The sequence below is a fragment of the Lentzea sp. HUAS TT2 genome, assembly GCF_051853195.1.
In the GTDB taxonomy this organism is placed as follows: Bacteria; Actinomycetota; Actinomycetes; order Mycobacteriales; family Pseudonocardiaceae; genus Lentzea.
Map to the genome: position 1 here is coordinate 597,468 of NZ_CP196667.1, position 12,240 is coordinate 609,707.

Genomic DNA, 12,240 nt, shown 5'->3' on the forward strand with positions numbered 1-12,240 from the left:
GGGGACTACTCGATAAACAACAGGCCGATCCTAGTCGGTGCGCTGTTGACCTCTCCGGGACGTTCCATTAAAGGGCGGCATCACCCTGTGGGCGTCCCTAGGATGGGCGGCATCATGTCGCACACCTTCCGCGTCGACCTGCGCGGCATCATCGACCTGCTCAGCCATCACCTCTACAGCAGCCCGCGCGTCTACGTGCGTGAACTGCTGCAGAACGCCGTCGACGCGATCACGGCGCGGCGGGAGCTCGACCCCGGCTGCCCCGCCGACGTCACGATCACCTGCGGACCGACGCTGACGATCACCGACACCGGCGTGGGGCTCACCGAGGACGAGGTCCACGAGCTGCTGTCCACGCTCGGCCGCACGTCGAAGCGCGACGACCTGGGGTTCGCCCGTGAGGGGTTCCTCGGCCAGTTCGGCGTCGGCATGCTGTCGTGCTTCCTCGTCGCCTCGTCCGTGACGGTCGTCACGCGATCCGCCCGCGGCGGCAAGGCCGTGCGGTGGGAGGCGGACTCGTCCGGCAACTACACGGTGTCCGAAGTAGACACTGCGGACGGTGTGCCGGTCGGGACCAGCGTGACGCTGACTGCTTCACGCGGCAACGACCACTGGCTCGAAGCCGACGTCGTGCGGCCGTTGGTGAGCGACTACGGCGATCTGCTGCCGGCCGTCGTGACGCTGGACGGCGCTGTCGTGACCCGCGGCGTGCGCCCGTGGGACAGCATCGATGACGGAGAGGACGCGGACCTCACCGAGTACTGCGAGCAGGTCTTCGGGTTCAAGCCCTTCGAGGCGATCCCGATCGAGGTCGAGGCGGCGGGGCTCACCGGTGTCGCGTTCGTGCTGCCGTCCGGGGTGCATCCCGGCACGCGCCAGACGCACCGGGTGTACCTGAAGCGGATGCTGGTCGGCGACAACGTCGAGGGCCTACTGCCGGACTGGGCGTACTTCGTGCGGTGCGTGGTCGACGCGTCCGCGATCCGGCCGACGGCGTCGCGCGAGTCGCTGTACCAGGACGAGATGCTGCTGGCGGTGCGCGAGGAGCTCGGCGAGCAGATCCGCGACTGGCTGATCAGGCTGGACGCGATCGAACCGCGCCGGGCGGGCGAGCTGCTGGCCGCGCACCACCTGGGCATCAAGTCGCTGGCGCGCTCGGACGACGAGATGCTGCGGCTGGTCGAGCGCTGGCTGCCGTTCGAGACCACCGAGGGCGCGATCCCGTTGCGGCAGTTCAAGCGCAAGCACGGCGCGATCCTCTACATCCCGGACGTCGACGAGTTCCACCAGCTGGCGCCGGTCGCGGCCGCGCAGGGGCTGGGTCTCGTCAACGCCGGTTACGCCTACGACATGGAGCTGCTGAACCGGCTCAGCGCGCTGGACGGTCCCGCCGTCGCGCGCAGGGTCGCGCCGTCCGAGCTGCTGGCGGCGCTGGCCGATCCGGAACCGGCCATCGAGACGGCGTTGCGGCTGCGGTTGTCGGAGGGCGCGGCGGCGCTGGACCGGCACGACTGCGACGCGGTGATCCGCGACTTCGACCCGGTGTCGCTGCCCGCGTTGCTGATCAGCAACGCCGAGCAGCAGCGCAAGCTCGACACCGAGCAGACCGCGGAGGAGGTGACGGACCCGCTGTGGGCGGAGCTGCTGGGCCAGCTGACCGCAGGGTCCAGTTCCTCGCGTCCCGAGCAGCTGGTGCTCAACTGCCGCAACCCGCTGGTGCAGCGGCTGGCGCGGCTGACGGATCCCGCGCTGGTGGAGCTGACGCTCGAATCTCTTTACGTGCACGCCGTTCTGCAGGCTCGGCGAGCGATGCGACCGAAGGACACGGCGGCGCTGAACCGCTCGTTCCTGGAACTGCTGGACCGCGCCGTTGGGGGTAAGTGAACATGGCCGACTTCACCGCTGAGGACGCGGAGAGGGCGTTCCTGGAGGCCTACAACATGCCCACGGGCATGCCGAAGCACGAGGCGCTGGAACGGGCCGCGCGGATGTCCGACGCGCTCGGGCACCTGCCGCTCGGGGTCTCGTGCCGGACCGCGCTGATCGACTCCGCCTACTACCTGTCGCGCTACGACCTGATGCTGGCGCCGTTCGCGTGGGTGCGGGCCGCCGAGGAGAAGGACCCGGAGGCGTTCAACGAGTACGAGGTCCACTCGCTGAACTGGGCGCACAAGTGGATCGCGACGGGACTGCGCCGGGACCCGAAGTTCTCGCTGGAGCAGCTGCAGGCCGTGATTGGGCAGCTCGCGGACCGCTACGGGCGGCTCGGCTTCTCGGTGCAGCCGGTGCACGGCGCCCGCGCCGAGTACGCCTACCACATCGGGGACATGGCGGGCCTCGCCGAGCAGCTCGGGCGTTATCTCGCAACGGAACGCGGACCGATGGCGGACTGCGAGGCCTGCGTGGTCGAGGAGCAGGTCTGGATGCTGGCGCGCCTCGGCCGCCACCAGGAGGCCGCCGCGCACGGCTGGGAGGGCCTGTCGGGCAACTCCGGCTGCGCCACGCAGCCGCAGGGCATCCTGACCGCGCTGCTGTGGCCGTTGCTGGAGATCGGCGAGTTCGAGAAGGCCGCGCACGCGCACACGACGGCGTACCGGTTGATCAAGGACGACGAGATCACCTCGTACGTGCACGAGCACATCCGCTTCTGCGCGCTGACGGGCAACCTGTCGCGCGGCGAGGAGATCCTGCGGCGGACGCTGCACAAGGTGACGGGCGTGCAGCTGCCGGCCGACGAGATGTCGTTCGCGGAGTGCGCTTCCGTTCTGCTGCAACGCCTTCCGGCCGACACGGTGTTCGAGGTCCCCGCGGTCGGTTCGCGGACGGCCGCCGAGCTGCTCGACCGGTTGTCGAAGCGGGCTGTCCAGCTCGCCAAGCAGTTCGACGAGCGCAACGGCACCCCTGCGTGGCTGGACCGGATCACGCAGTCGCTGGAGCAGAAGGACTACCCGGTGGTCGAGCTCGCGGTGCCGGCCGCACCGGTGGCTGCTCCGGCCGAGGAGTCCGTCGTGTTCGGCGACCCGGTGGAGATCGCCGAGTCGATGGTGACGCTGTACGAGCAGGGCGACTTCGTGAAGGCGCGGCGGATGCTCGACTCGCTGCCCGCGGACATGGACTCGTTGCTGCCGCCCGATCTCGCGGCGCACGCGGGCATCCGGCGGATGACGACCGGGCTCGTGCCGTTCGACCCCGAGGCGTTCGACGCGCTGCTGACGGCACTGCCCACCGACCTCGCGCTGCGGTACCAGGCACGGCTCGCGATGGGCCTGGAGGACGGCAAGGAGCTCGCCGAACGGTGCCTCGCCGAGGCGACGACGGACTACACGCGGACGGTCGCGGCGCTGACGCTGGCCGAGCTGTACGACGACGCGCACGCGCACGAGCGGTCCGAGGAGATGCTCGCGCTGGCGTCCTCTTTGGACGTTCCGGAGCTGCGCGGCAGGGTCGCGATCGAGACCGCGGAGCACAAGGCGCGGCGGCAGGACCTCGAAGGCGCGTACGCGGACATCCTGGCGATCATGGCGGGCGAGCTGCCGCTGAGCGCCCGGTTCGAGGGCTACCGGCTGAGGCTGCGGCTGGAGACGTTGCTGCAGAAGGTCTCCGAGGCGGTGGCGACGGCGCGGGCGTTCGTGTCGGCGTTCCCGCTGCCGGAGTCCGCGGAGGCGCGCTGGTACCAGGTCGCGACGATCCAGGAGCTGGACCAGGAGGGCGCGTGCCTGGGTGATCTGCGAGAGGCCGTGGCGATCTCGCGCGTGCACCTCTCCCCCGGCCACACCGCGCACTTCTGCTTCGCGCTGAGCGGCGGCTACGTGCAGACGGACCGGTTCGTCGAGGCAGCCGAGGTGCTCGAGGAGTCGTTGCGGCTGCTGCAGGACGGCCAGGAGGACCTGCGGTTGCAGGTGGTGTTCCGCCTCGGGCAGGTGTGCCGCAAGCTGGGCGAGCTCCCGGCGGCCGAGCGGCACCTGCGTGAGGCGGCCGACCTGCTGCCCGCGGAGGAGAACGGGCGCAGGGCGTTCCTGCTCGACGCGCTCGCCTCGGTGCAGGGCCGGCTGGACAAGCACGACGAGGCGATCGCGTCCTGGCGTGCCGGTGCCGCGTTGTGGCAGCAGGAGGGCAACCTGACGGAGGCGATCGGCTCGCTGGTCGAACTGGCGTCGAGCCTGCCCGACGACGAGATCACCGAGACGCGTGCGGCGGTGGACGAGGCGGAGGCGTTGCTGCCGTTGCTGGACGACCCGACCGAGGTCACCCGGCGGCAGGCGGAGATCGCCGCGATCCGCGCGTGGGTGCACGGCCAGGTCGGCGAGTTCGCGCAGTCGATGAAGCAGTACCGCGACGCCGAGGCGCTGGTGGTGTCGCTGGGCGACGAGGGCTGGCGGGTGTTCGTCGTGCTGAAGGCGGCGCACGTGCTGCTGGTCGCCGACGACGCGGAGGGCGCGGAGGCCGAGGCCCGCCGGGCGGCATCGCTGCTGCCCGACGACAGCCAGGTCGGGAACGTGCTCTCGATGTTGTCGGAGGCGTTGCGTCGTCAGAACAAGCCTTCCGGCACCGATCCGCTGGTGCGCGAGCTGACGGCTCGGTTGGACTAGCTCGGCTTCGAGGTCGCCTTCTTGTAGGCGACCTCGAACGCCTCTTCCGCGGGCACGCTGATGTGCGGGACGACGCCGACGCCCTCCCAGTTGGTGCCGGAGATCGGGTTGATGGCGCGGCCGTTGGGGATGGACGACTTGAGGTGCGGGCCGACCCGGTAGCGGTCGCCGGGGTGGGCGCCGCCCCTGGTGGTCTCGCCGATGAGGGTGGCGCGCTCGTTCTGCTGGAGGTCGTAGCTCAGCTCCTCGCCACCGGAGAAGGTGCGGGCGCTGGTGAGGACGTAGACCGGCTTCGTGCCGCCGAACTTCGGGCCGGGCACGTGCGCGAGCGTCCGGAACTGGTAGGTCGTGTCTTCCGGGCGGTTGTAGATGTCGTTGAGGTGCACGGGTTCGTCGAAGAGGTAGCTGCAGACCAACGCGACCGTGTGCGGGTCGCCGCCGCGGTTCTCGCGCAGGTCGATGATCAACGCGTCGGTGTGCGCGAGGAGGTTCATCGCGGCGACGTAGGCCGGGGTGGCGATCTCGGCGTCGTGCAGCAGGCGGATCTCGAGCAGGCCGACGTTGCCTTCGAGCCGCTCGACCTTGTGGATGCCGAACGCGTCGAGCTCGGCTTCCTTCTTGTAGGCCACCGGATCCCACGCCGACTCCTGGCCGGTCTCGGGGACCTCTTCGGCGCTGTAGAGGAGCCGGAGGTGCTTGTCGCCGTTGACGGACTGCAGGTCCGCGGTCACCTTGGCCGCGAAGGCCTCGTCATCGTCCACATCGGAGTAAGCGCCCTCTTCGAGGCGAGCGCGGAGGACCTTCGCGATCTCGTTCGCGGTGTCCGGGAAGACGTAGTAGGAAGCGAGCTGGGAGCACAGGAGTTCGATCTCTGGTTCGCGCACGGGCGCACAGTAACGGCGCGCCCGGCGTCAGTCAGCTCAATTCCGCTGGTCCCGCGCGGAGGCGTAGATACACACCGCGGCGGCCGTCGCGAGGTTCAGGCTCTCGGCGGCGCCGTACAGCGGCACCTTCAGCGACGTGTCCAGTTTCGCGACCACGTCGTCGGGCAGGCCGTGCGCCTCGCTGCCGAACACCCACGCGGTCGGCTGCTCCAGCTCACCCTTCGCGGAGGCCTCCACGAGGTCCTGCTTCGCGTACCCGTCGGCGGCCACGAGCCGCAGCCCCGCCTGGCGGCAGGCGGCGAAGACCTCGTCCGCGTCCCGGGAACGGGCGATCGGCAGGTGGAACAGCGAGCCGGTGGAGGCGCGCACGCACTTGCCGTTGTGCGGGTCGACCGTGTCGCCCGCGAAGATCACCGCGTCGGCTCCGGCCGCGTCCGCCACGCGCGTGACGGTGCCCGCGTTGCCGGGGTCGGAGACGCCGTAGAGCACGGCGACGAGACGCGGGGTGCCCTGCAGCGCCTGGTCGAGAGGCTGCGGGACGGCGTCGCACACGGCCACGATGCCTTGGGGCGTCACGGTTTCCGACAGCGACTCGGCGGCCTTGTCGGTGACCTCGCTGATCCGGATGCCTCGCTCGGAGGCGCTGTGGAGCAGTTCGGTGTTGCGTTCCGCCGCCGTCGCCGTGACGAACAGTTCGTGCACCTCGCCCTTGCGCCAGGCGAGCGCTTCCCGCACGGCCTGGGCGCCCTCGACGAGGAAGCGGCCTGCCTTGTCGCGGCCCTGGCGGCGGGTCAGGTGGCGAGCAGCAACGACCCGAGGCGTCCGTTCGGTGAACGGATCTGCCTCGGGTCGGTTGTGTCCGCTTGCGTGCTGGCTCAGGCCTGGTCCCCGGCCGGAGCGTTCACGTCGGCCGGGAGCGCCTTGCGGGCGATCTCGACGAGTGCGCTGAAGGCGGTGGCGTCGTGCACGGCCAGGTCAGCGAGGATCTTGCGGTCGACCTCGACGCCGCCCAGGCGAAGACCCTGGATCAGGCGGTTGTAGGTCATGCCGTTCGCACGGGACGCAGCGTTGATGCGCTGGATCCACAGCTTGCGGAAGTCGCCCTTGCGCGCACGGCGGTCGCGGTACGCGTAGTTGAGCGAGTGGAGCACCTGCTCCTTGGCCTTGCGGTACAGCCTCGAGCGCTGGCCGCGGTAACCGCTCGCCAGCTCAAGGGTGGTACGGCGCTTCTTCTGGGCGTTTACAGCCCGCTTGACGCGTGCCACGGGTCCATCCTGTCGATCTCATGGGGAAACCGGCGTCGGGGGCCGGTTTCCCGAATTAGCTAGGGGGTTCGAAGCGGGTCAGAGACCGAGCAGCTTCTTGATGCGCGGGGCGTCGTGGTCGGAAACGACCGCGGTGCCGCTCATGCGACGCGTCACCTTGCTGGACTTCTTCTCCAGGATGTGGCGCTTGCCGGCCTTCTCCCGGAGGATCTTGCCGCTGCCGGTGACCTTGAAGCGCTTCGAGGTCCCGCTGTGCGTCTTGTTCTTCGGCATTTCCGTCCTCGTCTCGTGCTACCCACCGGGTCCGGGGGCGGGCGTGCGTCCTACGCCTCTTCCGAAGCGGTGTCGTCCGCCTCGGGCGCGTCGTCGTCCTGCTTGACCACACGCGGCTTGATGTTCTTGTGCGGCGCCAACACCATGATCATGTTGCGGCCGTCCTGCTTCGGGTTCGACTCCACGAAGCCCAGCTCCGCGACGTCCTCCGCCAGCTTCTGCAGAAGCCTGTAACCAAGTTCGGGGCGCGACTGCTCGCGACCGCGGAACATGATGGTCACCTTGACCTTGTTCCCGTGCGAGAGGAAGCGGGCCACGTGGCCCTTCTTCGTCTGGTAGTCGTGCGGGTCGATCTTCGGGCGGAGCTTCTGCTCCTTGATGACCGTCAGCTGCTGGTTCCGACGAGATTCGCGAGCCTTCTGCGCCGTCTCGTACTTGAACTTGCCGTAGTCCATGAGCTTGCAGACCGGCGGGCGAGCCTGAGCGGCGACCTCGACGAGGTCGAGATCCGCTTCCTGCGCGAGTCGGAGCGCGTCCTCGATGCGAACGATCCCGACCTGCTCACCATTCGGCCCGACCAGACGAACTTCCGGCACCCGAATGCGGTCGTTGATGCGCGGCTCGGTGCTGACGGGTGCACCGCGGTTCGAGGGACTTGTCATTCACGTCCTTTGAGACTCGTTTGCGCCAAAAACAAGAGCCCCGTCACCGTCTCCCGGTGAAGGGGCCCGCTTCCGACCGATCTCACACCAGATCCGCTGACACCCGTGTGTCCGCAGTCTGGTGGACCGGACCCGGCCACCTCAAAGAAGCGGTGAACGCGGGTGGGAGCGGGGCTCCACTTGCCGCTCTCGCACTAACGAGAGCTGGTCGCGTCCGAAATACTAGCAGACGCTCTTGTCAACCCCCGAATCGCGGCCCCGTGACGTCGGCTTGCTTGAATGTAGGCGTGACCGATCCGCTTGAAGACAGCATCCGTGACCTGGGCGATGTCCCCAGCATCGAGGTGATCAGCCGGGCGGCGGTGATGCTGCTGTCCGCCTCCGCGGAGCGCCTGGGCCTCGCCGACCCGGACCCCGACAACTCCCCGCGCCGCGACCTCGACGAGGCCCGCCGCCTCATCACCGGCCTGGCCGGCCTGGTCACGGCGACCTCCGAGTACCTCGGCCCGCACGCCGCCCCGCTGAAGGACGGCCTGCAGTCGGTGCAGCGCGCGTTCCGCGAGGCCTCCGCCGTGCCCGACGAGCCGGGCAAGGGCCCCGGCGAGAAGTTCACCGGCCCCGTCTACTGATCGGCTCTGACCACGACCGGTTCCCACGGCTCCGCCCTGACCTGGAAGACCGCGCTGGCCCGTTGCCCGGTGGCGGCCCTGAAGGTGATGGCGGAGCCGTTGTAGAGCGGCCCGACCGCGAGGTGCTCGACCGGCGGCTCGTCGTCGTACTGGGACAGCCCGAGCACCCGTGACCCCGGCACCACCGACACGGTGAGCTGCTCGATGACCGCGGGCCCGCCGAAGTAGCTGAGCCGGAACTCGTCCGGCGCGCCGGGCGTGATCGCGAACGTCGGCATGCCCTTCCTGCTGCGGTCGGCGGCGAGCAGCTCCGTGATCTCGTTGATCTGCACCGTCGCCTGCTGCGCCGTGAGCTGAGCCTCGTCCGCGAGCATCCGCGACGCCGTGGCAGCCTCAGCCGCCTTCCCCACGGCCTCCTCGGCCTTCTGCGCCGCCTTCTTGCCTTCCTCCGCAGCGGTCTTCGCCTGCAACGCACTGGCCGTGGCCTGCTCAACGGCCTTGCGCGCGGCCTGCGCCTCCTCCTGCGCCCTCGCCGCGGCCTCCTGCGCGATCTTCGCGGCCGCCTGGGCGTTCTTCGCCTCGCGGGCCTGCCACAACGCGATGGCGACAGCGCACATGGCCACCACCGCGGCGATCACCGACAACACGATCATGCCCGCACCCCCACCGACGCGAGCTGACGTCGTGCCAGCTCGTCGATGACGTCGGTGTCCCCGGTCCGCCATGCCACGGCGGGATCGCCGTCGAACTTGCCGAGCTCCCGCGGCGACAACGATGTGAGCGCTCTCAGGGCCAGCAGATCGGGTTTGTCCCTCAGGCGCGCGGTGTTGGCGGCCTTGCGCGCGTACCTGAGCCGGATCGGCAGCCAGGTGATGAGCAGGAACAGGACCGGGATGACGATCAGTGCGGCGGCGAGCCAGAACGCGGAGTCCTGGACCACGCCGATCTGCGCGTTGCCGGCGTCGGTGAGGGTCTGGCCTGCCTGCGTGCCGTTGCCGAGCGCGCCGGCCAGGTCCTCGCCCACGAAGGGCACGCCCTTGGCCTTGGCGGCCGCGTTGGTGAAGACGTCACGGATGTTGCCGCCCGCGTTGACCAGGCCGTCTCCCGGGGCTCGCAGTTGGAGGACCCAGTCGTGGGCGGTGGTGGCCACCCAGATCCAGAGGGCCACCCAGGCCACGGCCAGGAGGTCGGCGATCAGTTGGCGCGTGAACCTTGCCGGTCTGTCCGCGTACCACTTCATGTGGCGGATGCTGCCATGGAGCGAGCCGCCGCGGTGCAACGGCTCACCCCATGCGTCAGCCGGTCAGCGCCTCTTGTCACAGCCGAAAACCGAGTCACGGAGCCCAACCAGGTGTATTGCTCAGGTCACGTCATCGGGCCTGATCGCGTGTAGCGCGGCCCCGTGCCTCCGCATGGAAGCACGCCATCAACGAAGCACCTGACGATCGCGGCCTGCTCGCCGAATTCCGGTCAGCGGAGCGAGTCACCCGCGGAACGGCTCGGAGTCCAGGTCGACCGCCACCCGGTTACCGAGGTTGTTCACGAATGTCGCCGTGTGCCCCTCCACGATGATCACCCTGCGGGACGGCGGGGTCCTGCTGGCGTGGCGCGACCCGATGGGCGAGGTCTACGCGTACCGCGGGTCGTTCGGTGTCGCCCTGGCCCGCAACGCCGAGACAGGCGTGCGGTACGAGGGCGGCAAGGTCTCCCGGTAAGCGCACCAACGATAAACGGGCACTCTCCGGCAGGAGGGTGCCCGTTTCGGCTCTGGGATCAGTCGACGACGGCGAGCGCGTCGATCTCCACCAGCAGACCGGCCGGAAGTCCGACGTAGACGGTCGTGCGGGCGGGCGCCGGGTCCGTCACGAACTCGCCGTAGACCTCGTTCAGCTCCGCGAAGTGCGCGGTGTCGGTCAGGTAGACGCGGATCATCACCACATCGTCGATGGACGCGCCACCGGCGGCGAGCACGGCGTGCAGGTTCGCGAACGTCTGGCGCGTCTGCTCGGCGACGGTGGTGCCGACGATCTCGCCCGACTTCGGGTCGAACGCGACCTGGCCTGCCACCTGCAGGATGTTGCCCTTGCGCACACCCTGCGAGAAACGGGCCACCGGCTGCGGCGCGTCGGCGGTCTTGATCTCAACCTTGGACAACTGACTTCCCCTTATCTTGGAACATAACCACATTCGACCGATGCGGCTTCAGCGGTGGCGAGCAGGTCCGGCAGGTGGGACAGCAGGCCCTCGTAGTCGAGCAGCACCTTCGGCACCGACATCGACACGGCCGCGAGCACCTCGCCCCGCGCACCCTTGATCGGGGCGGCGATGCAGTGGATGAAGTCCTCGTGCTCGGAGTTGTCGACGGCGTACCCGTTGGCGCGCACGCGGTCCAGCTCGGCCAGATATGCGGCCGGGCCGAGGATGGTGTTCTCGGTCAGGCGCGGGAACTCCATGCCGGACAACACCTTCTGCAACGCGGGCGCGGGCAGGTCGGCCAGCAGGATCTTCGCCACGGCCGTGCAGTGCAACGGGGCGCGGCGGCCGATGCGCGAGTACATGCGCATCTGGTGCCGTGACTCGTACTTGTCGATGTAGATCACCTCACCGTCCTCGTAGGACGCGAGGTGGACGGTGTGGCCCAGGCGGGAGTTGAGGTCGCGCAACGCGGGCTCGGCGGCGCGGCGGACGTCGCGTTCCTCCAGGGCCCGGTTGGCGAGGTCGAACAACGCGGTGCCCAGCCGGTAGTGGTGCACGCCGTCGCGCTGCACGAAGCGGTGCGACTCCAGCGTGCGCAGCAGTCGCAGCGTCGTCGACTTGTGGACGCCGATCACGCCGGACAGCTCGTCCAGCGTCTTCGGGCCCGTCGCGAGCTGGCTCACCAGGGTGAGCGCTCTGTCGAGACTCTGGCTCATTCACACCTCCAGGCGGGCGGACGCCCAGGTCTGCGGGTCGGCGTGCAGCAGCGGATCTGTCACGTCGTCCGGCAAAGGATCTCCGACGTCCTCCGCGGTGAGCAAAGCGGAGGCCGCCTGCAGGTGCCCCGCGCGCAACCGCACCGACGGAGTCTCCCCCGCCAGGGTCGCCGCGAGGAAGCCCGCCGCGAACGCGTCACCGGCGCCGACCGGTTCCACGACCTCGACCTTCAGCGCCGGCTCGAAGTACGACGACCCGCCTTCCAGCAGCGTCGCGCCCTCGGCTCCCTGCTTCACCACCAGTGCGGCGGGTCCGGGCAGCAGCTGCCGCAACCGTGCCGGATCGCCGGTGCCCCAGACCAGTTCGGCCTCGTCGGAGCCCGCGAGCACGATGTCCGCCATGTCCGCGAGCTCCCGCAGCACGCGCGGGTCGCGGTCGGCCCACAGCGCGGGCCGCCAGTTCAGGTCGAACGAGATCCGGAACCCGTGCCGCGACCGCCGCAGCAGCTCCCGCATCATCGCGAGGCACGAGTCGGACAGCGCGGGCGTGATGCCGCTGACGTGCACGAGCTTGACCTCGCCGAGGCCGAGCCGGTCGATCATCTCGAGGCCCATGCCCGACGCCGCCGAACCACGCCGGTAGTAGCGCACCGGGCTGCCGTGCGGCGAGGCCTCCTTGACGTACAGGCCGGTCGGACGGGTCGGGTCGACCCGCACCCCGGACACGTCGACGCCGTAACCGCCCACCGTGTCGAGCACCGCCAGCCCGAACGAGTCGTCACCGACCGCACTGACCCACGACGTCCGGACGCCGAGGCGCGTCAGATGCGCCGCGACGTTGGACTCGGCGCCACCGACGGCCCTGTGCCAGGTTCGCACCAAGTGCACGGGACCGGGTTCAGCCGGAACCATCATCACCATGGTCTCGCCGAGACACACGACACCGCCGACGTGATCGAACCGCATGCGCGCTCCAGAGGTGTTCGTTGACGGCGGCGAGACCGAATGCTACACAACTCAGCATCA

At 69.6% G+C, this 12,240-nt stretch carries 14 protein-coding genes; 4 read left to right on the plus strand and 10 right to left on the minus strand.

Annotated features, from left to right (window positions below; translation table 11 throughout):
• The first annotated feature begins 114 nt into the window (after positions 1–114).
• Both ACSHWB_RS03005 and ACSHWB_RS03010 read left to right on the plus strand, forming a co-directional pair.
• On the plus strand, positions 115–1,884 hold the full coding sequence (locus tag ACSHWB_RS03005; protein ID WP_439660557.1) for an HSP90 family protein: 1,770 nt from the start codon (positions 115–117) through the stop codon (positions 1,882–1,884).
• Positions 1,885–1,886: 2 nt separating this feature from the next.
• Positions 1,887–4,589: a hypothetical protein gene (locus tag ACSHWB_RS03010; RefSeq protein WP_439660558.1), complete on the plus strand. Its 2,703-nt coding sequence runs from the start codon at positions 1,887–1,889 to the stop codon at positions 4,587–4,589.
• On the opposite strand, the gene ACSHWB_RS03015 is transcribed toward ACSHWB_RS03010, so the two are convergent.
• The 5 genes from ACSHWB_RS03015 to infC form a co-directional block, all read right to left on the minus strand.
• The gene (locus ACSHWB_RS03015; RefSeq protein WP_439660559.1) at positions 4,586–5,473 is read right to left on the minus strand and encodes a S41 family peptidase; all 888 of its coding nucleotides are present in this window, start codon (positions 5,471–5,473) and stop codon (positions 4,586–4,588) included. The genes ACSHWB_RS03010 and ACSHWB_RS03015 overlap by 4 nt on opposite strands.
• 36 nt (positions 5,474–5,509) lie before the next feature.
• The gene (locus tag ACSHWB_RS03020; protein ID WP_439664505.1) at positions 5,510–6,352 is read right to left on the minus strand and encodes a TrmH family RNA methyltransferase; all 843 of its coding nucleotides are present in this window, start codon (positions 6,350–6,352) and stop codon (positions 5,510–5,512) included.
• On the minus strand, positions 6,349–6,738 hold the full coding sequence (gene rplT / locus ACSHWB_RS03025) for a 50S ribosomal protein L20 (protein ID WP_439660560.1): 390 nt from the start codon (positions 6,736–6,738) through the stop codon (positions 6,349–6,351). Before rplT ends, ACSHWB_RS03020 begins: the two co-directional genes overlap by 4 nt.
• Before the next feature lie 78 nt (positions 6,739–6,816).
• Positions 6,817–7,011: a 50S ribosomal protein L35 gene (gene rpmI / locus ACSHWB_RS03030; RefSeq protein ID WP_258948200.1), complete on the minus strand. Its 195-nt coding sequence runs from the start codon at positions 7,009–7,011 to the stop codon at positions 6,817–6,819.
• Positions 7,012–7,061: 50 nt separating this feature from the next.
• On the minus strand, positions 7,062–7,673 hold the full coding sequence (gene infC, locus ACSHWB_RS03035) for a translation initiation factor IF-3 (protein ID WP_439660561.1): 612 nt from the start codon (positions 7,671–7,673) through the stop codon (positions 7,062–7,064).
• 287 nt (positions 7,674–7,960) lie between these two features.
• Between infC and ACSHWB_RS03040 the strand changes: the two genes are divergently transcribed.
• Positions 7,961–8,302 (plus strand): DUF1844 domain-containing protein, encoded by a 342-nt coding sequence (locus ACSHWB_RS03040; RefSeq protein ID WP_439660562.1) that lies wholly within the window; start codon positions 7,961–7,963, stop codon positions 8,300–8,302.
• On the opposite strand, the gene ACSHWB_RS03045 is transcribed toward ACSHWB_RS03040, so the two are convergent.
• On the minus strand, positions 8,296–8,955 hold the full coding sequence (locus tag ACSHWB_RS03045; protein WP_439660563.1) for a hypothetical protein: 660 nt from the start codon (positions 8,953–8,955) through the stop codon (positions 8,296–8,298). The genes ACSHWB_RS03040 and ACSHWB_RS03045 overlap by 7 nt on opposite strands.
• On the minus strand, positions 8,952–9,542 hold the full coding sequence (locus ACSHWB_RS03050; protein WP_439660564.1) for a hypothetical protein: 591 nt from the start codon (positions 9,540–9,542) through the stop codon (positions 8,952–8,954). Before ACSHWB_RS03050 ends, ACSHWB_RS03045 begins: the two co-directional genes overlap by 4 nt.
• 328 nt (positions 9,543–9,870) lie before the next feature.
• On the opposite strand from ACSHWB_RS03050, the gene ACSHWB_RS03055 reads away from it, so the two are divergent.
• The gene (locus ACSHWB_RS03055) at positions 9,871–10,017 is read left to right on the plus strand and encodes a hypothetical protein (protein ID WP_439660565.1); all 147 of its coding nucleotides are present in this window, start codon (positions 9,871–9,873) and stop codon (positions 10,015–10,017) included.
• Positions 10,018–10,075: 58 nt separating this feature from the next.
• Here the strand turns inward: ACSHWB_RS03055 and ACSHWB_RS03060 are convergent, their stop codons facing one another.
• Genes ACSHWB_RS03060 through ACSHWB_RS03070 form a run of 3 tightly spaced genes read right to left on the minus strand, consistent with a single transcriptional unit; the run spans position 10,076 to position 12,180 of the window.
• Positions 10,076–10,456, minus strand: coding sequence for a RidA family protein (locus tag ACSHWB_RS03060; protein WP_030481733.1), 381 nt, complete (start codon positions 10,454–10,456; stop codon positions 10,076–10,078).
• 11 nt (positions 10,457–10,467) lie between these two features.
• Positions 10,468–11,214 (minus strand): IclR family transcriptional regulator, encoded by a 747-nt coding sequence (locus ACSHWB_RS03065; protein ID WP_439660566.1) that lies wholly within the window; start codon positions 11,212–11,214, stop codon positions 10,468–10,470.
• Positions 11,215–12,180, minus strand: a complete 966-nt coding sequence (locus ACSHWB_RS03070) for a sugar kinase (RefSeq protein WP_439660567.1) — start codon at positions 12,178–12,180, stop codon at positions 11,215–11,217. It abuts the gene before it with no gap.
• Positions 12,181–12,240: the final 60 nt, after the last annotated feature.

What these genes read in the sequence shown, in the direction of transcription:
- ACSHWB_RS03055 (WP_439660565.1), top strand. Translation starts at nt 9,871, where the DNA reads ATGATCACCCTGCGGGACGGCGGGGTCCTGCTGGCGTGGCGCGACCCG.
- infC (WP_439660561.1), bottom strand. Translation starts at nt 7,673, where the DNA reads ATGACAAGTCCCTCGAACCGCGGTGCACCCGTCAGCACCGAGCCGCGC.
- ACSHWB_RS03045 (WP_439660563.1), bottom strand. Translation starts at nt 8,955, where the DNA reads ATGATCGTGTTGTCGGTGATCGCCGCGGTGGTGGCCATGTGCGCTGTC.
- ACSHWB_RS03070 (WP_439660567.1), bottom strand. Translation starts at nt 12,180, where the DNA reads ATGCGGTTCGATCACGTCGGCGGTGTCGTGTGTCTCGGCGAGACCATG.
- rpmI (WP_258948200.1), bottom strand. Translation starts at nt 7,011, where the DNA reads ATGCCGAAGAACAAGACGCACAGCGGGACCTCGAAGCGCTTCAAGGTC.
- ACSHWB_RS03065 (WP_439660566.1), bottom strand. Translation starts at nt 11,214, where the DNA reads ATGAGCCAGAGTCTCGACAGAGCGCTCACCCTGGTGAGCCAGCTCGCG.
- ACSHWB_RS03010 (WP_439660558.1), top strand. Translation starts at nt 1,887, where the DNA reads ATGGCCGACTTCACCGCTGAGGACGCGGAGAGGGCGTTCCTGGAGGCC.
- ACSHWB_RS03005 (WP_439660557.1), top strand. Translation starts at nt 115, where the DNA reads ATGTCGCACACCTTCCGCGTCGACCTGCGCGGCATCATCGACCTGCTC.
- ACSHWB_RS03050 (WP_439660564.1), bottom strand. Translation starts at nt 9,542, where the DNA reads ATGAAGTGGTACGCGGACAGACCGGCAAGGTTCACGCGCCAACTGATC.